23 protein-coding genes and 8 pseudogenes are annotated in these 24803 nt (G+C 72.1%); 23 read left to right on the forward strand and 8 right to left on the reverse strand.

What is annotated here, in order from left to right; genetic code table 11:
* Positions 1-31 precede the first annotated feature (31 nt).
* The 9 genes and pseudogenes from G5V59_RS29620 (at position 32) to G5V59_RS29660 (ending at position 7077) form a co-directional block, all read left to right on the forward strand.
* The gene (locus G5V59_RS29620; RefSeq protein WP_278258855.1) at positions 32-1201 is read left to right on the forward strand and encodes a glycoside hydrolase family 16 protein; all 1170 of its coding nucleotides are present in this window, start codon (positions 32-34) and stop codon (positions 1199-1201) included.
* Positions 1202-1217: 16 nt separating this feature from the next.
* Entirely contained in the window at positions 1218-2081 is an 864-nt protein-coding gene (locus tag G5V59_RS29625; RefSeq protein ID WP_278258856.1) for a glycoside hydrolase family 16 protein, read from the forward strand.
* Between the two features lie 156 nt (positions 2082-2237).
* Positions 2238-3140, forward strand: a complete 903-nt coding sequence (locus tag G5V59_RS29630; RefSeq protein WP_278258857.1) for a family 16 glycosylhydrolase — start codon at positions 2238-2240, stop codon at positions 3138-3140.
* A gap of 126 nt (positions 3141-3266) precedes the next feature.
* Positions 3267-4004 (forward strand): family 16 glycosylhydrolase, encoded by a 738-nt coding sequence (locus tag G5V59_RS29635; RefSeq protein WP_278258858.1) that lies wholly within the window; start codon positions 3267-3269, stop codon positions 4002-4004.
* Positions 4001-4123, forward strand: coding sequence for a hypothetical protein (locus tag G5V59_RS29640; RefSeq protein ID WP_278258859.1), 123 nt, complete (start codon positions 4001-4003; stop codon positions 4121-4123). Before G5V59_RS29635 ends, G5V59_RS29640 begins: the two co-directional genes overlap by 4 nt.
* Positions 4124-4268: 145 nt before the next feature.
* Positions 4269-4793, forward strand: a complete 525-nt coding sequence (gene tsaB / locus G5V59_RS29645; protein WP_341351334.1) for a tRNA (adenosine(37)-N6)-threonylcarbamoyltransferase complex dimerization subunit type 1 TsaB — start codon at positions 4269-4271, stop codon at positions 4791-4793.
* Between the two features lie 173 nt (positions 4794-4966).
* Positions 4967-5116: pseudogene (locus G5V59_RS29650) on the forward strand (ribosomal-protein-alanine acetyltransferase); the annotation flags it as partial.
* Between the two features lie 126 nt (positions 5117-5242).
* A pseudogene (gene tsaD / locus G5V59_RS29655) lies at positions 5243-6306 on the forward strand (tRNA (adenosine(37)-N6)-threonylcarbamoyltransferase complex transferase subunit TsaD).
* 384 nt (positions 6307-6690) lie between these two features.
* Positions 6691-7077, forward strand: a complete 387-nt coding sequence (locus G5V59_RS29660; RefSeq protein ID WP_278258860.1) for a hypothetical protein — start codon at positions 6691-6693, stop codon at positions 7075-7077.
* A 358-nt stretch (positions 7078-7435) separates the two neighbouring features.
* On the opposite strand, the gene G5V59_RS29665 is transcribed toward G5V59_RS29660, so the two are convergent.
* Positions 7436-8086 carry a hypothetical protein gene (locus G5V59_RS29665; protein WP_278258861.1) on the reverse strand — a complete coding sequence of 217 codons (651 nt, stop codon included), beginning with the start codon at positions 8084-8086 and terminating at the stop codon, positions 7436-7438.
* A gap of 145 nt (positions 8087-8231) precedes the next feature.
* Here G5V59_RS29665 and G5V59_RS29670 point away from each other — a divergent pair, with 145 nt between their 5' ends.
* The 4 genes and pseudogenes from G5V59_RS29670 (at position 8232) to G5V59_RS29685 (ending at position 10714) form a co-directional block, all read left to right on the forward strand.
* A complete protein-coding gene (locus G5V59_RS29670; protein ID WP_278258862.1) occupies positions 8232-8846 on the forward strand; it encodes a hypothetical protein in 615 nt (204 codons plus the stop codon).
* A 249-nt stretch (positions 8847-9095) separates the two neighbouring features.
* Positions 9096-9269, forward strand: a pseudogene (locus G5V59_RS29675) (alcohol dehydrogenase catalytic domain-containing protein); the annotation flags it as partial.
* 214 nt (positions 9270-9483) lie between these two features.
* Positions 9484-10197 carry a zinc-binding dehydrogenase gene (locus G5V59_RS29680; protein WP_278260141.1) on the forward strand — a complete coding sequence of 238 codons (714 nt, stop codon included), beginning with the start codon at positions 9484-9486 and terminating at the stop codon, positions 10195-10197.
* Complete coding sequence (locus G5V59_RS29685; RefSeq protein ID WP_278258863.1) at positions 10097-10714, forward strand: MBL fold metallo-hydrolase; 618 nt, start codon at positions 10097-10099, stop codon at positions 10712-10714. Before G5V59_RS29680 ends, G5V59_RS29685 begins: the two co-directional genes overlap by 101 nt.
* Here G5V59_RS29685 and G5V59_RS29690 read toward each other — a convergent pair.
* The 4 genes and pseudogenes from G5V59_RS29690 to G5V59_RS29705 all read right to left on the reverse strand — a co-directional run.
* Positions 10711-11886, reverse strand: coding sequence for a class I SAM-dependent methyltransferase (locus G5V59_RS29690; RefSeq protein ID WP_278258864.1), 1176 nt, complete (start codon positions 11884-11886; stop codon positions 10711-10713). The two genes, G5V59_RS29685 and G5V59_RS29690, sit on opposite strands and share 4 nt — an antisense overlap.
* 26 nt (positions 11887-11912) lie before the next feature.
* The gene (locus G5V59_RS29695) at positions 11913-12725 is read right to left on the reverse strand and encodes an MMPL family transporter (RefSeq protein ID WP_341351335.1); all 813 of its coding nucleotides are present in this window, start codon (positions 12723-12725) and stop codon (positions 11913-11915) included.
* Positions 12722-13075 carry a hypothetical protein gene (locus tag G5V59_RS29700; protein ID WP_278258865.1) on the reverse strand — a complete coding sequence of 118 codons (354 nt, stop codon included), beginning with the start codon at positions 13073-13075 and terminating at the stop codon, positions 12722-12724. The genes G5V59_RS29695 and G5V59_RS29700 overlap by 4 nt, the downstream gene beginning before the upstream one ends.
* Before the next feature lie 79 nt (positions 13076-13154).
* A pseudogene (locus G5V59_RS29705) lies at positions 13155-14066 on the reverse strand (MMPL family transporter); the annotation flags it as partial.
* Between the two features lie 209 nt (positions 14067-14275).
* Here G5V59_RS29705 and groES point away from each other — a divergent pair.
* The 8 genes and pseudogenes from groES to G5V59_RS29745 all read left to right on the forward strand — a co-directional run bounded on the left by groES (position 14276) and on the right by G5V59_RS29745 (position 19913).
* The gene (gene groES / locus G5V59_RS29710) at positions 14276-14569 is read left to right on the forward strand and encodes a co-chaperone GroES (RefSeq protein WP_278258866.1); all 294 of its coding nucleotides are present in this window, start codon (positions 14276-14278) and stop codon (positions 14567-14569) included.
* Between the two features lie 76 nt (positions 14570-14645).
* Positions 14646-16272 (forward strand): annotated as a pseudogene (groL, locus tag G5V59_RS29715) (chaperonin GroEL).
* Positions 16273-16515: 243 nt separating this feature from the next.
* Entirely contained in the window at positions 16516-17052 is a 537-nt protein-coding gene (locus G5V59_RS29720) for a hypothetical protein (protein WP_278258867.1), read from the forward strand.
* On the forward strand, positions 17049-17375 hold the full coding sequence (locus tag G5V59_RS29725; protein ID WP_278258868.1) for a GNAT family N-acetyltransferase: 327 nt from the start codon (positions 17049-17051) through the stop codon (positions 17373-17375). Before G5V59_RS29720 ends, G5V59_RS29725 begins: the two co-directional genes overlap by 4 nt.
* Before the next feature lie 120 nt (positions 17376-17495).
* A pseudogene (locus G5V59_RS29730) lies at positions 17496-17624 on the forward strand (cytochrome ubiquinol oxidase subunit I); the annotation flags it as partial.
* 91 nt (positions 17625-17715) lie between these two features.
* A pseudogene (locus G5V59_RS29735) lies at positions 17716-18117 on the forward strand (cytochrome ubiquinol oxidase subunit I); the annotation flags it as partial.
* Positions 18023-18814: a cytochrome ubiquinol oxidase subunit I gene (locus tag G5V59_RS29740; RefSeq protein ID WP_278260143.1), complete on the forward strand. Its 792-nt coding sequence runs from the start codon at positions 18023-18025 to the stop codon at positions 18812-18814. The pseudogene G5V59_RS29735 and the gene G5V59_RS29740, both read left to right, overlap by 95 nt.
* Positions 18815-19145: 331 nt before the next feature.
* Positions 19146-19913 (forward strand): cytochrome d ubiquinol oxidase subunit II, encoded by a 768-nt coding sequence (locus tag G5V59_RS29745; protein ID WP_278260144.1) that lies wholly within the window; start codon positions 19146-19148, stop codon positions 19911-19913.
* Here G5V59_RS29745 and G5V59_RS29750 read toward each other — a convergent pair.
* A complete protein-coding gene (locus tag G5V59_RS29750; protein WP_278258869.1) occupies positions 19812-21323 on the reverse strand; it encodes a hypothetical protein in 1512 nt (503 codons plus the stop codon). The genes G5V59_RS29745 and G5V59_RS29750 overlap by 102 nt on opposite strands.
* 16 nt (positions 21324-21339) lie before the next feature.
* Between G5V59_RS29750 and guaB the strand changes: the two are divergent.
* Positions 21340-22842, forward strand: a pseudogene (gene guaB, locus G5V59_RS29755) (IMP dehydrogenase).
* Positions 22843-22912: 70 nt separating this feature from the next.
* Here guaB and G5V59_RS29760 read toward each other — a convergent pair.
* Complete coding sequence (locus G5V59_RS29760) at positions 22913-23713, reverse strand: LLM class flavin-dependent oxidoreductase (protein ID WP_341351336.1); 801 nt, start codon at positions 23711-23713, stop codon at positions 22913-22915.
* On the opposite strand from G5V59_RS29760, the gene G5V59_RS29765 reads away from it, so the two are divergent.
* On the forward strand, positions 23670-23861 hold the full coding sequence (locus G5V59_RS29765; RefSeq protein WP_278258870.1) for a hypothetical protein: 192 nt from the start codon (positions 23670-23672) through the stop codon (positions 23859-23861). The two genes, G5V59_RS29760 and G5V59_RS29765, sit on opposite strands and share 44 nt — an antisense overlap.
* A gap of 108 nt (positions 23862-23969) precedes the next feature.
* Here the strand turns inward: G5V59_RS29765 and G5V59_RS29770 are convergent, their stop codons facing one another.
* Positions 23970-24758: a hypothetical protein gene (locus tag G5V59_RS29770; protein WP_278258871.1), complete on the reverse strand. Its 789-nt coding sequence runs from the start codon at positions 24756-24758 to the stop codon at positions 23970-23972.
* Positions 24759-24803 lie beyond the last annotated feature (45 nt).

Raw genomic sequence — 24803 nt, forward strand, 5'->3', positions numbered from 1 at the left:
AAGGAAATCGGGCCTGGAGGGGGTCTTTCGGATGCGTTCGCTCAAGTGTCTTCTCGCGGTGGTCGTGGCGGCGGTCCTGCTGTTCGCCGGGGTACCCGCCGCGGAGGCGAAGCGGGCCCCCGCCCCCGTCCTCGACCGGCCGACGTCGGTCTCGCGCCTCGTCGTGCTGACCGGCAAGGCCAAGGCCCGCTCGATCGTCGCCGTGCAGGTGCGGACCAGCCGCTGGGTCACCGTCCGCAAGGTCCGGGCGACGAAGTCCGGGCGCTACCGCTCGGTCGTGCCGGCCGCGAGTGCGGCGCGCTCGTTCCGGGTCGTCTCCGGCGGCCGTGCCAGCGTGGCCCGGGTGGTCCACCCGCTCGTGCAGGCGCCGGTCGCCAAGCCCAAGCCGCCCGCCGCCGACGCCTGTGGCACCCGGCCCGCCAAGCGGAGCGGTGGTTGGTACTCCTGCACCTTCATCGACAACTTCGACGGCACCAGCCTCGACCGCACCCGCTGGGCCGGCCACCAGTTCCTCGGCGCCGGCAACCGGTGCGTGCTCGACAACAGCGACACGGTCGCGGTCTCCGGCGGCAGCCTGCGGCTGAGCGCGGTCAAGGCCACCGGCGCCAACGCCTGCCCGGTCCGCGAGGACGGCACGCGCGGCGCCTATGCCTCCGGCTGGGTCTCGACCTTCGGCGCCTGGAGCCAGCAGTACGGACGCTTCGAGGCCCGGATGAAGGTCCAGGCCACCAAGTCGCCGGGTCTGCACGAGGGCTTCTGGCTGTGGCCGGACACCCGCTTCGGCTCGGACGCCGACTGGCCCAACACCGGCGAGATCGACATCGCGGAGACCTACTCGGAGAAGCCGCACCTCGCCGTGCCGTTCCTGCACTACAGCGACGACGCCAAGGGCCCGGTCAACGGGCTCAACACCGCCTGGAACTGCATCACCTCGCGCGGCGCGTGGCACAACTACGCCCTGGAGTGGACCGCGGACCGCCTGGAGATCTTCGTCGACGGCAAGACCTGCCTGGTCAACACCGCCGGGGCGCCGAGCTTCCGCAAGCGCTTCATCATCGCCTTCACCCAGCTTGCTCGGCTCCAACACCAACGACTACGACGGCCGGGTCCCGCTGCCCGCCACGATGCAGGTCGACTGGGTCAAGGCCTGGCAGTAGGCCGCCGGGCGGTCCGAAAATGCCTCGGCCCGGCGCCGGGATGACTACCTTGGGCGGATCATGCGTCTCTCCCGCACGGGTGTCGTCCTCGGCGCCGGCCTGCTGGCCCTGGTCTCGGTGGTCGTGCTCGCGTTCTGGTGGGCGCAGAGCGAGCCGGAGCGTGACCGCTGCGGTGAGCGGTTGGCGAAGTCCGGGGGCGGGGACTGGACGTGCACCCTGGCCGAGGACTTCACCGGTGACCGGCTCGACGAGAAGACCTGGACCGCCGCCGAGCAGGTCGGCAGCCAGGACCTCTGCCTGATCGACAGCCCCCGCACGGTCGCCGTCTCCGGCGGCCGGCTGCGGCTCTCCCTCATCACCGCCGATGCCAGCACCCCGTGCCCGCTGCGCGCCGACGGCACCCGGGCGCTGTACGCCGGCGGTCAGGTGAGCACCTACGGCCGCTGGAGCCAGCAGTACGGCCGGTTCGAGGCCCGGGTCCGCGTGCAGCGGGCGGACGGCCCGGGCCTGCACGAGGCGTTCTGGCTCTGGCCCGACGTCCGGTACGGCGCCGACCAGCCCTGGCCCCAGACCGGCGAGATCGACGTCGCCGAGACCTACTCGGTGCGGCCCGACCGGGCGATCCCGTTCCTGCACTCGAGCGCCGACGCCGGCGGCCCGGTCGAGGGGCTCAACACCTCCACCGACTGCGTCGCCGAGCGCGGGCAGTGGCACACCTACACGCTGGAGTGGACCGCGGACCGGTTGCGGGTCGCGGTGGACGGCGAGCGCTGCCTGGACAGCGCCGACCTGGCGGCGACCTTCCGCAAGCCGTTCATCGTCGCCCTCACCCAGTTCATGGGGACCGGCGACAACCTGCGCGACCCGGCCCGGGTCCCGCTGCCCGCCACCATGGAGGTGGACTGGGTGCGCGCCTGGCGGTGAGGCTCCCCGTCGCCGAGGCATGGTCAGATCGGGCTATTGCGGAGTGATCGTCCGGGCATGTTCACCTCGGGACCCTGTCCCAGGCGGCCCGTGGGGCGCTACGGTGCGGCCACAGGGAGCCAACTCTCGGGATCTCGCATCGTTCAGGGGGAATCCATGCGTCCGATCCGTCACGCCGTGATCCTCGCCGCCGGCCTGCTCGCCGCGGCGCTCGTCGTACCGCTCGCACCGGCCGGCTCGGCCGCACCGGCGGGGCCCGACTGCGGCTCGCGGATCGCCAAGCCCGGCGGCGGGAGCCTGGTCCTGCACGCTGGCCGACTACTTCTCCGGCACCACCCTGGACAACCGGTACTGGGTCGGCATGGACCTCTACGGCGCCGGCGACCAGTGCGTGCGCAACACCCCGCGCACCGTGTCGGTCTCGGGCGGTGCCCTGCGGCTGACCGCGCTGCCGACCGATGCGAGCCTGACCTGCCCGACCCGGGAGGACGGTACCCGCGGCAGCTACGCCGGCGCCTGGGTCAGGCTCCTACTACCGGTTCAGCCAGCAGTACGGCCGCTTCGAGGCTCGGATGCGGGTCACCGACGTCGACGGCCCGGGACTGCACGAGGCGTTCTGGCTGTGGCCCGACACCCGCTACAGGCTCGGACGCCGACTGGCCCTACTCCGGTGAGATCGACATCGCCGAGACCTACTCCTCCGCGCCCGACCTCGCCATCCCGTTCCTGCACTACAGCGACGACGAGAAGGGCCCGGTCGACGGGCTCAACACCGCCTGGGACTGCTACGCCCCGCGAGGGCTGTGGCACACCTACACCCTGGAGTGGACCTCGTCGAAGGTCACCATCCTCGTCGACGGCAAGACCTGCCTGGTCAACACGGCCGGGGCGAGCAGGCTTCCAGAAGCGCTTCATCATCGCCTTCTCGCAGGTCCTCGGCGGCGGATCCAACCAGTACGACGGCTCGGTCCCGCTGCCCGCGACGACCGAGGTCGACTACGTGAAGGTCTGGCGCTGACGTCGGCGCGAACCTGTGACGAGCCTGGGGCAAGTCTGTGAACTGATACCTGTTCCACTCCGCGCCGCGGATCGCTAGGTTGAGAGGCCTCGGGGGGACTCCCCTCTCCGACCTCTCGCACCGGACATGGGGGTCCCATGCGTTCTGTGAAGTCTGCCCTGGCGACGGTGTTCCTCCTGACCGCCGCCCTCGTGGCGCCACTGAGTCCCGTGGCACCGAGCGCTCCCGCGAGCGCCGTCACCGCCGACGCCTGCGGAGCACGGGTCTACCGCGCCACGGGCGGCTACTGGACCTGCACCTTCGTCGACAACTTCGGCGGCTCGAGCCTCGACCGCACGAAGTGGATCGGACTCGACCAGTACGGCGGCGGGGACCTCTGCGTGCTCAACAACCCGCGCACGGTGCAGGTCGCCTATGGCAGCCTGCGGCTCTCCGTCGTCCGCGCCCAGGGCACCAGCACGCCGTGCCCGCTGCGCGCCGACGGCACCCGCGGGAAGTACGCCGGAGCGACCGTGTCCAGCTACGGCCGCTGGAGCCAGCAGTACGGCCGGCTGGAGGCCCGGATCCGGGTCCGCGGCACCTCGCTCCCCGGGCTGCACGAGGCCTTCTGGCTCTGGCCGGACGTCCGCTACGGCGCCGACGCCCCGTGGCCGGCGTCGGGCGAGATGGACATCATGGAGACCTACTCGGTGCTGCCGAACCTCTCCGTCCCGTTCCTGCACTACTCCGCGGACAGCCTGGGCCCGGTCGACGGCTTCAACACCTCGTGGAGTTTGCCGGGCCCCGCGGGGGCTCTGGCACACCTACACCCTGGAGTGGACCGCCTCGCGGATCGCGATCGTCGTCGACGGCCGGACCTGCCTGGTGAGCACCGACGCGGCGCCGAGCCTTCCGCAAGCGGATGATCGTCAGACTTCACCCAGTACCTCGGGGTCGGCAACAACGCCTACGACGGCCGGGTCTCGCTGCCCTCGACGACCGAGGTGGACTACGTGAAGGCCTGGCAGTGAGGCCCGCCGAGTAACCTCGCACCGTGCTGCTCGCCCTCGACACCGCGTCCCCGACGGTGACCGTCGCCCTGCACGACGGCACCGACGTGGTGGCGGCCGCGACCGCGTCGGTGGCCATGCGGCACGGCGAGCGAACTCGCGCCGCTCATCGAGCAGGTACTGGCGAGCGCCGCTGCTCGCCCGGGCGACCTGACCGCGATCGCGGTCGGCGTCGGCCCGGGGCCGTTCACCGGGCTGCGGGTCGGCCTGGTCACCGCGCGCACCATGGGGCACGTCCTCGACGTCCCGGTCCACGGCGTCTGCTCGCTGGACGCGCTGGCGATCGAGGCACTCGAGAGCGGGGCCGTCGAGGGCGACTTCTTGGTCGCGACGGACGCGCGGCGCAAGGAGGTCTACCTCGCGTCGTACGACGGGCGGGGGGTGCGCACCTCCGAGCCGGTCGTCGACCGGCCCGCCGCGCTGGCGAGCGAGCGTCCGGTGGTGGGGGAGGGCGCCACGCTCTACCCCGAGGCCTTCCCCGACGGACGGACCCCGCTGCGTCCCGATGCCGCCTGGCTGGCCCGGGCGGTGGCCGGGCAGCGGGTGGTGCTGGTGGCCCCGGAGCCGCTGTACCTGCGCCGGCCCGACGCGGAGATCCCGCACGCACCCAAGGCCGTGCTGCCCGACGTGACGCCGACCCCGTGACGCTGGTGCGCGCCGCGCTCGCCGCGGACGTGGCCGACATCGCCGCGCTGGAGTCGCTCGCCTTCCCGCTCGACCCGTGGTCGCCCACCCTGCTGGAGCAGGCCGTGGACGGCACGGTGCCCACCATCGGGATCCTGGTCGCCGAGCGGGACGCCGGCTTCGCCGGCTACGCCGTGGTCAGCGTGGTCGACGTGGACGCCGAGCCGCAGCGGATCGCGGTGCCGGAGGACCTGCGCCGTACCGGCGTGGCGGGGGTGCTGCTCGCCGCGGTGCACGTGCACGCGGCGAGCCTGGGCGCGCGGCGGCTGCTGCTGGAGGTGCGCGAGGACAACTTGTCGGCGCGGGCGTTCTACGCCCGGCGCGGGTTCGAGGAGCCTGGGCCGGCGCGCGCGGTACTACCGCGACGGTGCCACCGCGCTCGTCCTCAGCACACCCGTCACAATGGACCCATGACTCGCGACGAACCGCTCGTCCTCGGCATCGAGACGTCCTGCGACGAGACCGGCGTCGGCATCGTGCGCGGGCACACCCTGCTCGCCGACGCCGTCGCGAGCAGCGTCGAGCAGCACGCGCGCTTCGGCGGCGTCGTGCCGGAGGTGGCGAGCCGGGCGCACCTGGAGGCGATGGTCCCCACCATCCAGCGCGCCTGCGACACCGCGGGTGTCGCGCTGTCCGACGTGGACGCGATCGCGGTCACCCACGGCCCCGGACTCGCCGGCGCCCTGCTCGTCGGCGTGGCGTCCGCGAAGGCGCTCGCGCTCTCCCTCGGCAAGCCGATCTACGGCGTCAACCACCTCGCCGCGCACGTCGCCGTGGACCAGACTCGAGCACGGCCCCCTCCCGGAGCCGAGCCTCGCGCTGCTGGTCTCCGGCGGCCACTCCAGCCTGCTCCGGGTCACCGACATCACCGGCACCGACTCGGGTGTGGACCCGATGGGCGCGACCATCGACGACGCCGCGGGGGAGGCCTTCGACAAGGTCGCCCGGCTGCTCGGGCTGCCCTTCCCCGGCGGCCCGCACATCGACCGGGTCGCGCGCGAGGGCGACGCGGTGGCGATCGACTTCCCGCGCGGGCTCACCAGCCGTCGCGACCTCGAGCGACACCGCTTCGACTTCTCCTTCTCCGGGCTCAAGACCGCTGTCGCGCGCTGGGTCGAGGCGCGCGAGCGCTCCGGTGAGCCGGTGCCGGTCGCCGACGTCGCCGCGTCCTTCCAGGAGGCCGTGTGCGACGTACTGGTCCGCAAGGCGCTGGACGCCGCCGCGGCCGAGGGCATCGAGGACCTCATGATCGGCGGCGGGGTCGCCGCCAACTCCCGGCTGCGGGCGATGGCCGAGGATCGCGCCGGCAGAACTCGGCATCCGGGTGCGCGTGCCGCGCCCGGGCCTGTGCACCGACAACGGTGCGATGGTCGCGGCGCTCGGCTCGACCATGGTGGCGCGCGGCCGTACGCCGTCCTCGCTCGACCTGCCGGCCGACTCCAGCCTGCCGGTGACCGACGTGCTCGCCGGCTGAGGCGGCTGCCCCAGCCGGCGGTGGGTCAGCCGAGCACGCTCGGGCCGGCGCCCTCGTCGTCGATCCAGTCCTGGCCGTCGTCGTAGAACTCCTGGTCCTGGCCGCTCTCCGCGTCCTTCTTGCCGCGTCCGCGTCCGCCACCGGCGCCCGTGCCGCGACCACCGCGTCCACCGGCACCGCCTCGGCCACCGCGCCCGCCCTGCGAGCCCGGGGCTCCCGCGCGCCCACCGGCGCCACGCCCACCGGCGCCGGCGCCGCCACGAGCGGTCGGCGAGCCCGGCGTACCGGCGCCGCTGCGACCCAGCGCACCCGGGCCGCCCGCCCGCGAGCCTGGCGCCGATGGTGCCGCCGCCGCTCAGACCGGCGCGGGAGAGCATGCCGCTGATGCCCTTGATCGCTCCGGGCGCCGACAGGGCCGCGCCCGCGGCCAGCCCGCCGCCGAGCAGGCCGGGGCTGATCCCCCCGCCGCCGCCGGGCGGGGCGCTGATCGTGCCGCCACCCGGGCCGGTGGGCGACGGGTCGCCGCCGATCGGGTCCGGGTCGAAGGTCGGCCAGTTCTCGTCGACCCCGTTGTCGATGTCGCGGATCGGGGGCCTCGGCGGGTCGACGGGGTCCGGCCGGTCCGGGTGGTCGTCCTTGCCCGGGGTGTCGTCGTCGCCGATCACCGTGCCGATCGGCCGCACCGGCTTCGCGCCGGTGCCCGGCGTGGGCCGGTTGCCGGTCGGCCCGTTGCCGCCGCCCGTGGTGTCGTCGGGGTCGACCGGGATGTAGGGGTCGCCGTGGATCTTGGTGAACACGGTGATGGCCGCGGCGTAGGACGTGTTGAGGCTCCGCGATGCGCTTGGCCGCCTCCTCGTCGGACTTGTTGTAGGCCGCGACGTCGGCGTTGTGCTTGGCCTTGTCCATCGCGAACTGGATGTCGGCGACGAGCGGGATGCCGGGGTAGTTCTCCTGCTGCGGTGCCGGACCGGGGACCGTGACGGGGTTGCCGTGCGTCTTGCTCGCCTTGCTCATCGCGAGCCGGACCTCGCCCAGCGCGTCCGAGGCGTCGAGCAGCGGCTTCTGCTGGTCCTCGAGGGTCTTCGCGGCCTGGTGGAAGGCGGCTGGAGCCTTCGAGCCGATGTCGGAGTCACCGAAGCCCTCCTTGAGCCCCGGCGCGGCGTCGATGAGAGCCTGCGACACGGAGTGCAGGGCGTTCGCGACCTGGCTCCAGGCCATCTCGGACGTCGTCACGTCCTCCTCGTTCATGCCCTCGACCCACTGGGTGAGACTCGGCGAGGTGCTGTCCGGCCATCAGTGCTGCTCCTCGGTTCCGGTGCCGCCGGTGCCCGCCGGAACGGGCTCGTCGGTGGCGACGTCGTGGGCGTGCTGGATCTGGGCCTCGGGCCGGGCCTGGGTGCCCAGGTCGATGTTCTCGGTGCCCTGCAGCAGGGTCAGCGCGTCGGTCCGTGCCTGCTCGTCCTTGTCCTTGAGGAGCCTTCTGCGCCTCCCGGATGGCCGTGCGGAACTTGACCAGGTCGGTGCGGAGGTCCTTGAGCGTCGTCGTGACGACGCCGTGCGCCCGTGCGTGGTGCAGCGCGAGGGTCGCGGACCGGCCGCCACCTCCGAACGAGCCCTTGGCGATGTGCCCCTTGGTGGGGAAGTCGACCTCGTCGAGGAGGTCGGCCTGCAGGTCGATCGCCGTGATGACCTGGCTGATGCGCTCCTCGACGAGGGCCAGGCCCTTCGGCGTGGCATTGGCCAGCGCGGCGGGGGTGTACCCGGCGAGCTCCGGAATCATCGTGGGAACCTTCCCGAGAGACGTGGTGGGTGGACGTCCGTTCCTTGCCCCGTCGTGGCGGGGCCGAAACGGACGAGATCGGAAGTTCTCGCCCGTCGTCTAGGGTGGGCGCGGTCGAGATCTCGGGCGGAAGGACGACGGAGCGATGCACACTCGCCGGATGATGGCGCTGCTCGCCGCAGCGAGCGTGCTCGCGGCCCTCAGCGGCTGCTCGGACAAGGGCGAGGAGGACCCCAAGACCTCGCCGACGTCCGAGGCCTCGTCCAGCGCGAGCACGAGTGCCGAGCCGGCTCGGCCGGATCCTCCGCACCGTCCGTCGAGCCGGCCACCGGACAGGCTGATCACGCTGCACAGCACCGTCTCCTTCCACCTGCCCGACACGGTCGAGTGGGCGACCTACGGCGACAAGTCCCTGTCGGTGGTCGCCGAGACGACGGACGTGCCGGACGGCGCCGAGGACTACGTGCACGTCGACGCGACGGAGTTCCCGCGGATCGACGACGACCTGGCCGCGATGGCCGAGTCGGAGCGCACCAGCCAGGGCAAGCGCCGCCAGATCCCGTTGAAGACCACCGGCTACCGGACGATCGGCGGCGTGAGGGGCTTCGTGCTGGAGGGCAGGAGCGCGAAGGGGCAGTACTACGAGTGGGGCGCCCTGAACGCCAAGAACGTCCTCACCACCGTGTGCTTCATCGTCCCGGACGGCCTGGACGTCGCGGACTGGGTCGAGCCGGTCCTCGCCAGCCTGCAGTGGCAGTAGCCCGGAGGCCTCGGCCGAGCGGGTGCCCGGGCGAGGTGGAGGACCGGGTCGAACCGGTGCTGGCGGGCCTGCGGTGGCGGTGACGGCCGTCTCGGGCCGCCGACTAGATTGACGTCGTCCGGGAGAACACCGTCTCAGGAGGCACCGTGCAGCAGGTCAAGGCCGTCATCGCCCGCTCCGAGGGAGCGCCCGTCGAGCCTGGTCACCATCAACGTCCCCGACCCGGGCCCGGGTGAGGCCGTCGTCAAGGTGCTGACCTGCGGGGTCTGCCACACCGACCTGCACTACCGCGAGGGCGGGATCAACGACGAGTTCCCCTTCCTGCTCGGCCACGAGGCCTCCGGCATCGTCGAGGCGGTAGGCCCCGACGTCACCGGCGTCGCGCCCGGTGACTTCGTCGTCCTCAACTGGCGCGCGGTCTGCGGCGAGTGCCGGTCCTGCAAGCGCGGCGACCTGCACTACTGCTTCAACACCCACAACGCCACCCAGAAGATGACCCTCGAGGACGGCACCGAGTTCGTCCCCGGCCCTGGGCATCGGCGCCTTCGCGGAGAAGACCCTGGTCGCGGCCGGCCAGTGCACCAAGGTCGACCCCGAGGCCCGCCCGGCCGCCGTCGGCCTGCTCGGTTGTGGCGTGATGGCCGGCATCGGCGCCGCGATCAACACCGGCGCGATCACCCGCGGCAAGTCGATCGCCGTGATCGGCTGCGGCGGTGTCGGGGTGGCCGCGATCGCGGGAGCGGCCCTCGCCGGCGCGCACCCGATCATCGCCGTCGACATCGACGCGAAGAAGCTCGAGAAGGCCACCGCCCTCGGCGCGACGCACACGGTGGACTCCTCGGCGACCGACCCCGTCGAGGAGATCAAGCGGATCTGCGCCGAGACCTACGACGGCGCCGAGGGCGCGGACGTGGTCGTCGAGGCGGTCGGCCGGCCGGAGACCTGGAAGCAGGCGTTCTACGCGCGCGACCTCGCCGGCACGGTGGTCCTCGTCGGCGTACCCACACCCGACATGAAGGTCCCCGACCTCCCGCTCATCGACGTCTTCGGCCGTGGTGGCGCCCTCAAGTCCAGGCCTGGTACGGCGACTGCCTGCCCAGCCGCGACTTCCCGATGCTCGTCGACTTGTACCGCCAGGGGAAGCTCGACCTGGACGCCTTCGTCACCGAGGAGGTCGGCCTGGGTGACGTGGAGGCGGCGTTCGAGCGGATGCACGGCGGCGACGTCCTGCGCTCGGTCGTGGTCCTCTGATGGCCGGCCCGCTGCGCGTGGACCACGCCGTCACCAGCGGCACCTTCTCCCTCGACGGGGAGACCTTCGACGTCGACAACAACGTCTGGGTGCTCGGTGACGACGACGAGTGCGTCGTCATCGACGCGCCGCACTCGGTCGAGGACATCCTCGCCGTCGTGGGGGAGCGACGCGTGAAGGCGATCGTGTGCACGCACGCCCACGACGACCACGTCCGGGTCGCGCCCGCCCTGCGCGAGGCGGTCGTCGCACCGATCCTGCTGCACCCCGACGACAAGCCGCTGTGGGAGCTCACCCACACCGACCACCTCTGGGACCTCGACCTCGCCGACGGCAGCGAGATCCCGGTGGCGGGCACCGTGCTGACCGCGATCCACACGCCGGGCCACGCGCCCGGCGCGGTCTGCCTCTACGCCCCCGACCTGGGCTGCGTCTTCACCGGCGACACCCTCTTCCAGGGCGGCCCGGGCGCCACCGGGCGCTCGTTCAGCGACCGGCCGACGCTGGAGGCCTCGATCCGGGCCCGGCTGTTCGACCTGCCGGAGGACACGGTGGTGCACACCGGGCACGGCGACGACACCACGATCGGCGCCGAGGCCGCCGCGCTCGGCCGCTAGAGGGGCTCGACGAGCAGGGCGGTGCCCTCGCCGGCCACCCGGGTCAGCACGATCGTGGCCTCGGCATCGCCCTGTAGCGCGAGCCGCTTGCGCAACGCCTCCGGTACGACGTCCACGCCCCGCTTCTTGATGGTGAGCCGGCCGACGTTCCGCTCCCGCAAGGCCGCCTTGAGCGGCTTCTCGCGGTAGGGGAGCGGCTCCAGCACGCGGTACCCCCGCGCGAACGGGCTGCGGAAGGCCCGGTCCGCGGTGACGTAGGCGATCTTCGGGTCGACCAGTGCTCCGCCGACCCCCGCGGCGACCGCCGTCACCAGGCCGGCCCGGATCACCGCCCCGTCGGGCTCGTAGAGGTAGCCGCCGACCGGGCGGATCCCCACCGCGCCGAGGCCGGGGTCGTCCTCGTCGGTCAGCGTGGCCAGTCCGCCCGCACCGATCACGGTCGCCCGGCGCGCGACGGTGGCGGTGCGCCCGGACCACAGCGCGGCCTCCTTGACCTCGCCCTCGTCGCTGACCCACTCGGCCTCCACCCCCGTGGGCACGAGGTCGTGCGGGATGCCGGGGGCGACCTTGACGCACGCGTCCCGGGTCAGCAGGCCCTCGACCCACGACCAGGGCGGGCTCCAGTCCTCGACGCGGAAGGTGCGGCCCGCTCCGCCGCGCCGGGCCGGGTCGGCGAACGCGAGGTCGAAGCCGGCGTGGTCGACGGTGGTCGCATCCGCCACCTGGACCGCGCCCGGGAGCCCGAGTGCCGCCAGGTTCGCCTCCGCCATCGCCACCCGCACCGGGTCCAGGTCGACCCCCGCGCACACGATCCCGGCGCGCGCCGCGGCCACGAGGTCGCCACCGATCCCGCACCCGAGGTCCACCAGCGTGCGCGCCCCGAACGCCGCCGCACGACCCGCACGGTGCGTCGCCACCCGCAGCCGGGTGGCCTGCTCCAGCGCGTCGGGCGTGAAGTACATCCGCGCCGCGTCCGCCCCGAGCTTCGACACTGCCCGGGAGCGGAGGTCCACCTGCGTGAGCGCCGCCGCGGCCCGGTCCCCGCTCGTCGTACGACGAAGGGCGGAGCCGGCGCTCAACGCGTCGGCCCCGCCCTCGACGAGCGCCGTGGCCTCACCCAGCAGCGCCTGCCCGTCGTCGGTCAGCAGCCACCGGAAGGTCTCGAGGTCCACGCCCCGATCCTGTCAGGCGACGTACCTCAGTGCGTGGCGGCCACCCGGTCGTGCTCGTCCTTCGCCTCGTCCCCGTGGCCCGGCCACCAGGCGGCGTGCCCGAGCAGCGAGGTCAGTGCGGGGGTGAAGAACATCGACATCACGAAGGACACGATGAGGATGCCCACGGCCAGCGCGAAGCCCATCGAGACGATCAGCGTGTTGCCGCCGAGCATGAGCGAGCCGAAGGTGCCGGCGAGGATCACGCCGGCCGCCGCGATGGTGGGACCCGCGTGGGTGACGGCCTGCGACGCCGCCGTGTGCGGGTCGCGTCCCTCGCGGGCCTCCTCCCGGAGCCGGGCGATCATCAGGATGTTGTAGTCCGTGCCGAGCGCCGTGACGAACAGGTAGATGTAGATCGGCAGCATGAAGATCAGCCCCGACTCGCCCCCGATGTGCTGGAAGGCGATGACCGTGATCCCGAGCGTGGCGGCGAAGCCGAGGCCGACGGCCGCCATGAGGAACCACGGTGCGACCAGGCTGCGCAGCAGCAGCGCGAGGATCAGCAGGATCACGACGGCCGCCACGGGGAAGACGACCTTGTAGTCGCGGGCCATCGCCGCCGACATGTCGGCGAAGATGCCGGGTGTGCCGCCGACGTATGCCTCCGTGCCCTCGGGTGCCGCCTCGTGGGCGGCGTCGCGGATCGGGCCGGCGACGTTGTCCTGCGCGGCGTCGGAGGTCGGGTTGTCGGCCAGCGTCAGGTAGTACTGGTAGGCCTTCCCGTCCTTCGACGGGACCGGGCCCGCGACGGCGTCGACGCCCTTGGCCTTGCCCAGTGCGTCCTTGAACGCCGTCAGCCTGGTCCTGGGTCGGCGTGGCGTCCTTGGCGTCGACCAGCACCGGCACCGGCTCGGCCGCGCCCGCGGAGAAGTGCTCCTGGAAGGTGTTCATCGCCTCGGTCGACTCCACGCCCTTGGGCAGGCTGGAGTTGAAGTCGAAGGACGGGTTGGAGCTCAGCGCGAAGACGGCGAGCACGGCCATCGCGCCACCGGAGACCAGCGCGGTCAGGCCGGGACGGTTGCCGACGGTCTTGCCGAGCCTTGATGAAGGTGCCGTGCTTGGGCTCCTTCTTCCACGACTTCGACGGCCAGAACAGCGCCTTGCCGAGGAGGGAGACGATGGCCGGGACCAGGGTGAGTGCAGCCACGAGGGTCACGAAGACCGCGATCGCGAGCGCCGGACCGATCGCGCGGAAGATGCTCAGCGAGCCTGAGGATGAGCGCCATGAAGGCGACGATCACCGCGCCGCCCGCGGAGGCGATGGCCTCGCCTGCACGGTCGAGGCTGTAGACGACCGAGTCCTTCACCGGCGCGCCCTGACGCAGCCGCTCCCGATGGCGGAAGAGGAAGAACAGGATGTAGTCGGTGCCGACGCCGTAGAGGACGACGACCAGGATCTGCTGGACCGAGGCGTCGGCCTTGAGGCCGAACAGGTCGTTCGCCCAGGCGATCGCGCCGGTGGCGATGGTCGACACGACGCCGACCACGACGAGCGGGAGCAGGCAGATCAGCACGCTGCGGAAGATGAGGGCGAGCAGGCCGACGATGAGGACGACCGTGGCGATGGCGACGATCGTGAGCGTGTCCTCACCGGACTCCTGGGAGTCCAGGCTCTGCGGCACCGCACCGGTCGACTTCACCTCCGGGTCGCTGCCCTTGGTCGACTCCTTGACGTCGGAGCGGAGGTCCTTGCCGTCGTCGATGGCGGTGGTGTCGTAACCCGTCGCGTCCTCCGCGAGCGGGATCACCGCGAACATCACGGTGCCGTCGTCGGACAGGTTCGGCTTGCCGTCCTCTCCCTGCGCGACGACGAGTCTGCTGGAAGGTCTTCTTGCCGGCCTTGGGCGCCAGGCTCCTTCGCCAGCGTGGCGACCTCGGTCTGGTCCGCGGCGGTGATCTTGCCGCCGTCCTTGCGCTCGATCACAAGGATCGCGCCGGGCGAGAAGGCATCGGAGAACTTCGCGTCCTGGAGCCTTGGCGGCCTGGATCGACTCGTAGTGGTCGGGCAGGAACTCGGAGTTGTCCTGGGTGGACTGCAGGGCGGGCGCCAAGGTCGCGACGACCCCGGCGAGCACGATCCACGCAGCGATGATGAACCAACGGAAACGGGTCACGAACCGACCCAGGGCAGCGAACATGAGCAGAACGCTGCCGGTCCGGGGCCTGTGCCTGCAACCGACTTTGGTAGGGACCTGTCCAGCCCGGAGAACGGGGTGCTCTGGCACTCCCTTGCAGTGAGTGCTAGTTTCGTCATTGGCACTCTCGGACCGAGTGTGCCAGCCGGCCTCCGGGCCGGCCCGCGAACAGCAGTACTCAACGTCAGCCCTAGAAAGTGGAGGTCGACATCGTGTCGGTCAACATCAAGCCGCTCGAGGACCGGATCGTCGTCAAGGCCGTCGAGGCGGAGCAGACCACCGCTTCCGGCCTGGTCATCCCCGACACCGCCAAGGAGAAGCCCCAGGAGGGTGAGGTCCTCGCGATCGGCCCCGGCCGCATCGACGACAACGGCAACCGCGTCCCGCTGGACGTGGCCGTGGGTGACAAGGTCATCTACAGCAAGTACGGCGGCACCGAGGTCAAGTACGCCGGCGAGGAGTACCTCATCCTCTCGGCCCGCGACGTGCTCGCGGTCCTGGCCTGATCTTCGACTCGCCGTCCGCCCGGGCCGTCCCCGTTGACGCCCCGGGCGGACGCCTTTCCACCCCAAGGAGCAAGCAGTGCCCAAGATCCTGGAGTTCGACGAGAACGCCCGGCGCGCGCTGGAGCGCGGCGTCGACGCCCTCGCCAACACCGTCAAGGTGACCCTCGGCCCCAAGGGCCGCTACGTCGTCCTCGACAAGAAGTGGGGCGCCCCGACCATCACCAACGACGGCGTGACCGTCGCCCGTGAGGTCGAGCCTGGACGACCCGTACGAGAACCTCGGTGCGCAGGCTCACCAAGGAGGTCGCCACCAAGACCAACGACGTCGCGGGTGACGGTACGACGACCGCGACCGTGCTCGCCCAGGCGCTGGTCCACGAGGGCCTGCGCGCCGTCGCGGCCGGCGCCAACCCGCTCGGTCTCAAGCGCGGCCTCGACGCCGCGGCCGCTGCCGTGAGCGACGCCCTGAAGGCCGCCGCCCGCGAGGTCGACGACGAGAAGGACATCGCCTCCGTGGCGACCGTCTCCTCGCGCGACAGCCACATCGGCGAGTTTGCTCGCCGAGGCCTTCAGCAAGGTCGGCAAGGACGGCGTGATCACGGTCGAGGAGTCCAACACCCCCTCGACCGAGTCTCGAGTTCACCGAGGGCATGCAGTTCGACAAGGGCTTCAACTCGGCGTACTTCGTCACCGACGCGGAGCGCCAGGAGGCCGTCCTCGACGACCCCTACATCCTCATCAACCAGGGCAAGATCTCCGCGATCGCCGGCTCCTGCCGCTGCTGGAGAAGGTCATCCAGACCGGCAAGCCGCTCTTCATCCTCGCCGAGGACGTCGAGGGCGAGGCGCTCTCCACGCTGGTGGTCAACAAGATCCGCGGCACCTTCACCGCCGTCGCGGGCAAGGCCCCCGGCTTCGGCGACCGCCGCAAGGCGATCCTGCAGGACATCGCGATCCTCACCGGCGGTCAGGTGATCTCCCCGGAGGTCGGCCTCAAGCTCGACCAGATCGGGCTCGAGGAGCTCGGCCGGGCCCGGCGCATCGTGGTCACCAAGGACAACACCACGATCGTCGACGGCGCGGGCGAGGAGAGCGCGGTCACGGGCCGCGTCGAGCAGATCAAGCGCGAGATCGAGGCCTCGGACTCCGACTGGGACACCGAGAAGCTCCAGGAGCGGCTCGCGAAGCCTCTCCGGCGGCGTCGTGGTGATCAAGGTCGGCGCCCACACCGAGGTCGGTCTCAAGGAGAAGAAGCACCGGATCGAGGACGCGGTCTCCGCGACCCGCGCCGCGATCGAGGAGGGCATCGTCTCCGGCGGTGGCTCCGCGATCATCCACGCCTCCTCCGTGCTCGAGGGCGACCTCGGCCTGAGCGGCGACGAGGCGACCGGTGTCCGCATCGTCCGCAAGGCCGTCGACGAGCCGCTGCGCTGGATCGCTGAGAACGGTGGCGAGAACGGCTACGTCGTGACGCACAAGGTGCGCGAGCTCGGCGTCGGCAACGGCTACAACGCCGCCACCGGCGAGTTCGGCGACCTGGTCGCCCAGGGCGTCATCGACCCGGTCAAGGTGACCCGCTCGGCGCTCGCCAACGCGATCTCGGTCGCCGGGATGCTGCTCACGACGGAGGTCCTCGTCGTGGAGAAGCCCGAGGAGGAGGAGCCGGAGGCCGCGGCCGGCCACGGCCACGGGCACGGCCACTGAGCCGTCGTACCTCTCGCCGGCCCGTCACGCTCCGCGTGGCGGGCCGGCGTCTGTTTTGCCGAGCCTGCAGGAATCCCCGGTTCACCGGGGATTCCGTCGGTTCTTGACCGTTGCAACGGCCAGGAACCGAGGGAGGACGTCAGGAACCCCCGCGGGTGGAGCGGCGCCGAGCGAGCGACGACCTCGGCCGAAACATTGATGATCGCGGGACGTGACCCGACTCCGGCATAGTGGACTCATGTTGTGGAGAGTGCGCGCCGGGCTGGCCGATCGACCGGGAGCGCTCGCCGGTCGGCGGCCGCGTGCGGCCGCGCCGGGGTCAACATCCAGACCGTCCAGGTCTTCCCGGACGCCACGTCGGTCACCGACGAGCTCGTGCTGCAGGTGCCCGCGGACTGGACCCGCGAGCAGCCTGGGCCGGCTGGTGACGGGGGCGGGCGGAACGGTCGTGGCCGCCGTACCGGTGACGACGGCGGCGCTGGAGGACCAGCCCACGCGCTACGTCCAGGCGGTGCGCGCGATCATCGCGCAGCCGGCCCGGTTCCCGGAGGTCGCCGCCCACCTCTTCGACGCCGACGTGGCGCCGCAGGCGGGGGAGGAGGACGTGCTGGAGATGACGGTCGGCGGCTCCGCGACGATCCAGATCCGGCGCGAGACCCCCTTCACGCCGACCGAGCGGGCCCGGGCCGGTGCCCTGGCCGAGCCTGGTGGGCGAGGTGCTGGGTGCGCAGGCGCCGCCCGCGCCGCACCTGCCGGGCGCGGGCGATCCCGACTTCGTGACCTCCGGTGCGGTCGTCTCGGCGCTGGCGGGTGGCAAGGTCGCCGGGCGGGCGGAGTTCACCCCCGCCGAGGGCGAGGACCCGTGGCCGGTGGACCTGTGGGTGGACCCCGCGTGGCACCGCCGCGGCGTCGGCACCCGGCTGCTCACCGACGTCGCCCGCGCGGCCCGGTCGGCGGGCGCCGACGAGATCGTGCTGACCGCGCCCTCGGACACGAAGGCAGTGCTGCCGATGGTCCTCGCGGCGGGCATGCGGGGCCGGATCCGGATGGCCGGCGACACCCTCACCGTGCGGATCGCGATCACCGATCTTCGGGGCTCGTGAAAAGATTCACAAAGTTCGCGATCGGGGTCTGAGGGGGCGTACGTTCGAGGCGTGCTGAGCGCCGACGTCCTCGCCCTTGCCGCCTCCGAGCCCGCGGGACTGCTGCCCGCCCGCGAGCAGATGGCGCTCTCACTGGGATGGCACATCATCCTGGCGTGCTTCGGCGTCGCCTTCCCGGCCATGATCTTCGTGATGCACCTGCGCGGGATCCGCCGCAACGACCCGGTGGCCCTCGGCCTCGCGCAGCGCTGGGCCAAGGTCTCGGCCGTGCTCTTCGCGATCGGAGCGGTCTCCGGCACCGTCCTCAGGCTTCGAGATGGGCGTGCTGTGGCCGGGGTTGATGGGCACCTACGGCGACGTCCTCGGCCTGCCCTTCGCCTTCGAGGGCCTGGCGTTCTTCCTGGAGGCGATCTTCCTCGGGATCTACCTCTACGGCTGGAACCGGATGCCCCCGAAGCGGCACGTGCTGATGGTGCTGCCGATGGCGATCACCGGGATCATCGGGGCGTACTGCGTGCTCGCGGTCAACGCCTGGATGAACGTGCCGACGGGCTTCCGGATGGTCGACGGCCAGGTGACCGACGTACAACCGTGGAAGGTGCTCTTCAACGGCCACGCCTTCCTGCAGTTCGCGCACATGTGGGTCGGTGCCTACATGCTGGTCGGCTTCTCCATCGCCGGCGTGTACGCCGTCGGCATGCTCCGGGGTCGCCGCGACGCCCACCACCGGCTGGGCTTCCTCGTCCCGTTCGTCTTCGCCTCGGTCGCCGCCGTCACCCAGCCCTTCGTGGGCCACGTGCTCGGCTTCGGCCTCGACGAGCGGCAGCCCGCCAAGGCTCGCGGCCTTCGAGCTCGCCGACACCACCGAGAGCCCGTCACCGCTGCGGCTGGGCGGGATCATGGTCGACGGCGAGGTGAAGTACTCGATCGACATCCCCTACCTCGGCTCGCTGATCGCGATGAACTCGCCCGACAAGCCGGTGCCCGGCCTCGACACCATCCCCGAGGAGGACCACCCACCGGTCAACATGACCCACCTGGCCTTCCAGACCATGGTCGGCATCGGCACCCTGCTGGCCGCCGCGGTCGTGCTCTTCTGGGTGCAGCGCCGCCGCGGCAGGGACCTGCTGGAGAAGCGCTGGTTCCTGCGCTTCGCCGCCGTGGCCGGACCGCTCGCCGTGATCGCGCTGGAGGCGGGGTGGATCGCGACCGAGGTGGGCCGTCAGCCCTGGATCGTCTACGACGTCATGCGCACCACCGACGCGGTCGGCGACTACACCGCCAGCCTGTGGTGGCTGCTCGGCATCAGCACCGTGGTCTACACCGGGATGACGGTGGGCGCGGTCGTCGTCCTGAGGTCGATGGCCCGGCGCTGGCGCGAGGGTGCGGTGGACCTGCCGAGTCCCTACGCCCCGGCCACGGCGGAGGGCCAGCGGTGAGCCTCGAGCTGGCCGTCGCGGCCGCCCTCTTCGTCGGCGTCATCGCCTACGCCGTGCTCGGCGGCGCCGACTTCGGGTCCGGCTTCTTCGACCTCACCGCGGGCAGCGCTCGCCGCGGTGCCGAGCCTGCGCACGCTGGTCGACCACAGCATCGGCCCGGTGTGGGAGGCCAACCACGTCTGGCTGATCTACGTGCTGGTGATCTGGTGGACCGGCTTCCCCGAGGCTTTCGCCGCGGCGATGTCCACGCTGGTGCTGCCGCTGCTCCTCGCGTTGCTGGGGATCGTGCTGCGCGGGGCCAGGCTTCGCGTTCCGCAAGTACGCCGAGACGATCGGCCAGGCGCGGCTCTTCGGCTCCGTCTTCGCCGCCTCCAGCATCATCACGCCGTTCTTCCTCGGCACCGTCGCCGGCGCCATCGCCTCGGGCCGGGTGCCGCTCGACGGCACCGGCGACCGGTGGTCCTCCTGGCTCAACCCGACCTCGGTCTTCGGGGGCCTGATCGCGGTCGGCACCTGCGCGTTCCTGGCCGGCACCTTCCTCGTCGCCGACGCCGAGCGCAGCGGGCAGCACCGGCTCGCGGGGGAGATCCGGGTCCGCGCGCTCGCGGTCGGTGCGATCACCGGTGCCCTCGTGTTCGCGGCACTGCTGCCGCTGGAGCACGACGCGCCGACCCTGTCCGACGGGCTGGAGGGCCGGGCCGCCCCGCTGGTCGTGGTCTCGGCGCTCGCGGGAGCAGCGACGATGTACCTGCTCTGGCGCCGCCGGTACGCCGTCGCGCGGCTCACCGCCGTGCTCGCCGTCGCCGCCGTGGTCTCCGGCTGGGGCGTCGGTCAGTACCCGTGGCTCCTCGTGGACGAGGTCACCATCACCGACGCCGCCGGTGCCACCGCGACCCTGCAGGGACTGCTGGTGGCGGTGGGGCTGGCGGCCGTGGTCGTCGTACCTCCGCTGGCCTATCTCTTCAAGGCTCACCCAGTCGGAGGAGTGGACCCGCCACTAGTCTGTCGGGCCTCCCGATCGGGCGGGTGGTTGCCCAGCCGCCAGCCGCCCAGCGGCAGGTCGAGCGCGGCGGCGGGACCCCAGGTGCCCCGCTCGTAGGGCAGCGTCGGCGGGCGGCGGTCCAGCACCGGCTGGAAGATCTCCCACAGCCGCTCGACCTCCTCCGCGCTGATGAACAGCGTCCGGTCGCCGCGCATCACGTCGAGCAGCAGCCGCTCGTAGGCCTCCAGCGGATCGGCCCCCGGTACGTCGCACGCGAGGTCCAGCCGGAACACCCCCTCCACGAGCGCCATGTCCGGCCCCGGCCGCTTGGCGCGCACGTCGATCGCGATCCGCGGCTCGTCGGCGAGACTCGATCACCAGGCTCGTTGGGCTCCGGCACGCTGCCGTCCTCGGGCTTGAGCCAGCGGTGCCGCGGATCGCGGAAGCGGACCGTGATCGTGCGCCGGCCCTCGGCGAGCGCCTTGCCGGTGCGCAGGTAGAACGGGACGTCGCGCCAGCGGTCGTTGTCGATCCACATCTCGGCGGCGACGAAGGTCTCCACGGAGGAGTCCTCCGCGACGTCGGGCTCCTCGCGGTAGCCGTCGTACTGGCCGAAGACGACGCGCTCGGGGTCGATCGGTCGGAGCGCGGAGAAGGCCGCGGCCTTGGCGGCGCGGATCGCGGAGGCGCGGAAGGCGTGCGGGTCCTCGAGTGCGACGAAGCCGAGCAGGCTGGGCGAGGTGGGTGGTCACCATGTCGCGCAGGCAGCCGGTGCCCTCGTAGAAGCCTGCCACGGCCCTCGACGGTGAGCTTCTCCGGCACGTCGATCTGGACCGACTCGATGGAGTGGCGGTTCCAGGCGGGCTCGAAGAGACCGTTGGCGAAGCGCAGCGCGAGGATGTTCTGCGCCGCCTCCTTGCCGAGGAAGTGGTCGATCCGGAACACCTGGTCGTCGTCGAACGCCGAGCCGAGCACGGCCTGCAGGTCGCGGGCGGTGGCCAGGTCCACGCCGAAGGGCTTCTCGGTGACCAGCCGCGATCGGGTCACCAGGTCCTCGCGGTCGAGCATGCCGACCATGCCCTTGACGGCGCCGGGTGGGACGGAGAGGTACAGCAGGCGTCGTACGTCGCCCAGCAGGCAGCCCGCGTCCTCCAGCAGCCGGTCCTCGGCCTGACGCACCGCCTCGCCGGTCTCGCTGCCGTCGTCGGCGGAGGAGGTCACGAAACGGATCCGCTCCAGGAGGTGGTCGGCCACCTCGGCGTCGACGTCGTCGCCGACGAACTCCTCCAGCGCCTTGCGCACGGCGTCACGGAACTCATCGTCCGTGCCGGGGGAGTGCCGGCCGCTGCCGATCACCGCGAAGTGGTCCGGCAGCCGCCCGGCCGCGGAGAGCCGGTACAGGCCGGGGAACAGGCTTTGCGGGCGGCGAGGTCGCCGGTCGCGCCGAAGAGGACGAGGACGTGCGGAGGCAGGCTCGGGCTCACACCACCAGCCTGCCCGGCCCGTCAAGGGCGTGACCCCGGACACGCACTACGATGGTCGAGTGGAGGTACCGGACAAGTTCGCAGCCCTGGGTCTCACCTACGACGACGTCCTCCTGCTGCCGGGTCATTCCGACCTCGCGCCGGACGACATCGACACCACCTCGCGGCTGACCCGCGAGATCTCGTTGAAGTCGCCGCTGATCAGCGCCGCCATGGACACCGTGACCGAGTCGCGGATGGCCATCGCGATGGCGCGCCAGGGTGGCATCGGCATCCTGCACCGCAACCTGTCCGCCGAGGAGCAGGCCTACCAGGTCGACCTCGTCAAGCGGACCCAGACCGGGATCATCTCCAACCCGGTCACCATCGGCCCGGACGCGACGCTGGAGGAGCCTGGACCGCATCTGCGGTGAGTACCGCGTCTCCGGCCTGCCCGTCGTCGACGCCGACAACCACCTGCTCGGCATCTGCACCAACCGCGACCTGCGGTTCACCCCGGTCGCGGAGTGGGCGACCACCAAGGTCGACGAGGTGATGACCCCGATGCCGCTGTTCACCGGCGACGTCGGCATCAGCCGCGACGACGCCACCGCGCTGCTGCGCAAGCACAAGCGCGAGCGGCTCCCGCTGATCGACGCCGAGGGTCGCCTCGGCGGGCTCATCACCGTCAAGGACTTCGTGAAGTCCGAGCAGTTCCCGCTCGCCTCCAAGGACGCCGACGGCCGGCTCATGGTCGGTGCGGCCATCGGCTACTTCGGTGACGCCTGGGAGCGGGCGACCGGGCTGATCGAGGCGGGCGTCGACGTGCTCGTCGCCGACACCGCGCACGGACACGTGACCCTGCTGCTCGACATGGTCCGCCGACTCAAGTCCGACCCCGCCACCAAGCACGTCCAGGTCATCGGCGGCAACGTCGCCACCCGCGAGGGCGCCCAGGCCTTCGTCGACGCCGGCGCCGACGCGGTCAAGGTGGGCTTCGGCCCCGGCAGCATCTGCACGACGCGCGTGGTCACCGGCTGCGGCGTCCCCCAGGTCACGGCCGTCTACGAGGCCTCCTTGGCCGCCGGCCCGGCCGGCGTGCCGGTGATCGCCGACGGCGGTCTCCAGCAGTCCGGCGACATCGCCAAGGCGATCGTCGCGGGCGCCGAGTCGGTGATGATCGGCTCCATGCTCGCCGGTTGCGAGGAGTCGCCCGGCGAGGTCGTCTTCCACCAGGGCAAGCAGTACAAGGCCTACCGCGGCATGGGCTCGCTCGGCGCGATGTCCTCGCGGGGGAAGAAGTCCTACTCCAAGGACCGCTACTTCCAGGCCGAGGTCACCAGCGACGACAAGATCGTCCCCGAGGGCATCGAGGGCCGGGTCGCCTACAAGGGCCCGCTGGCGGGCGTCGCCCACCAGCTTGCTCGGCGGCCTCTCGCAGTCGATGTTCTACGTCGGCGCGCAGACCATCCCCGAGTCTGCAGGAGAAGGGCCGCTTCGTGCGGATCACCTCGGCCTCGCTCAAGGAGAGCCACCCGCACGACATCGAGATGACCGTCGAGGCGCCGAACTACCACCGGTGAGCGCGGTGATTCGGGCGTAGCCCGCGGCGGAGCCTCGGCTCCGCGATCATCGGCACCGTGCCCGGCGCCTTCACCGCCGGCTCAGGCCGCCGGGCTCCAGCCCAGCGCCGGGCCGAGCCGGGTGGCGAGGTCGGTGAGGATCTGGACGTAGTCGTCCTCGCCGAAGGTGAAGGGCAGGGCGAAGGCCACCTCGTCGACGGCCTGGAAGCCCGGGTGAGCCTGCAGCCGCTCGGCGAGACTCGTCGCTGGGACCGACCAGGTCCGGGGCGAAGAGCAGACGGCCGGGGCCCTGCGGGGTCCTGGTGCGCTCCAGGCGGGAGGCGGCGTAGGCGGCGTAGCGGTCGCGCTGGTCCGGGGTCGCGGAGTCGGTCGGGATCACGACCAGGCCCTGGGAGACCCGGGCCTGCCCGGCCTCGGGGTGGGCGGCGCGGAAAGTGTCGATGTGCGCGCGCTGGATGCGGCCGAAGTCGCCCTCGCCGGTGAGCTCGTGGTCCTCGGCCTTCACCACGCTGCTGGTGAGCAGGTTGAGCCCCTGGCCACCGGCCCAGCGGGCGGAGGCGAGCGACGCGCCGCCGTACCAGCACCGGGAGAGGAGCCCGGGGGAGTGCGGCTGGACGCGCTCGGAGAAGGTCTCGATGCCCTGGGTGCCGGCGAACGACGACGCGCGCTCGCCCCGGAGCAGGGCGAGCAGGCGCTCGACGCGGGTGTAGGTGAAGTCCTCGGCCTCGGCGGTGTCGGGGTAGAGCGCGCCGTGCACGTGCTCCCACTGCATCGGCGGGCCCACGCTGAAGCCCGGGTTGAGCCGGCCGCCGGAGAGCACGTCGACGGTGGCCCAGTCCTCGGCGACGCGCAGCGGGTTCTCCCAGCCCAGCGGGGTGACCGCCGTGCCGAGTCTCGATGCGGCGGGTGCGCTGGCTCACGGCGGCGAGCACGGCGACGGGCGAGGAGATGCCGTGCTGCAGGTGGCGGTGCCGCAGCCAGGCCGAGTCCATGCCGAGTTTGCTCTCCGAGCTCGATGAGCCGCAACGTGCTCTCGTGGCCGGGCCGGGGGTCGGCAGGGTCGAACAGGCCGATGGTGAGGAAGCCGAGGCGACGCAGGGGACGCGTTGTCATGACGCCATCGTGCCTCAGTCGGTCACGAGCCAGGTCCGCCCGCCGATCTCGAGCAGCACCGCGCCCTCCGTCGTCCCGACGGCGGTCTGGGTCGCCTGCGCCGGCAGCCGGACCTGGCCGACCTGCTCGAGCTCGTCCCCGATCCGGTACGTCGTCAGCGTCCCCCGGTCGGCCGACAGCGCGTAGACCCGGTCGCCGCAGACGGCGGCGCTGCCGGAGATCTCGCCGACGACCTCCTGGTCGTCGTCGGGCGTCGTCACCACGGTGTGATCGGCCAGGTCGTGGTAGACGAACGCACTGCTGCTGTGGTCGCCGAGCGCGTAGTCCCGGCCGTCGCGGCTGAGCGTGACCTCCGGCAGCCCGATCGGATCGGGCCAGTCGGTCGTCCGGCCGGTGTCCAGGTCGACGTAGGTGTCCGAGCCGAGGCTGACGATCGGGTCGGGTGCCTTGAGCACGGGGCGGGTGCCGCCCTCGGGGACCTGCACGTCCCACACGACGGCGCCGTCGGTGGTGAGCCGGATCAGGTGCGGCGCCGGGTCGCTCCGGCCCGCGTTCGCGGAGACGACGAGGTCACCGTCGTACCCGGTCAGCAGACTCGAGGTCGAGATCAGCGCCCTCGTCGTAGATCTCGGTGCGCTCGGTGCCGTCGAGGCGTTCGATGCCCGAGTTCGCCGGCGCCGTAGAGGACGCCGTCGACGCGCACGACGTTCCGCAACGGTGCCTCGGTGGCCGCGCTCGGCGCCCGGGGGCAGTGCGTGTCGAGGGTGGGACCGGCCTGCTCGGCGGTCTCGTCGCCCGAGCACGCCACCAGGCCGGGGGCGGTGACGGCGAGCAGGGTGAGCAGGGGG

The organism is Nocardioides convexus (assembly GCF_011090295.1).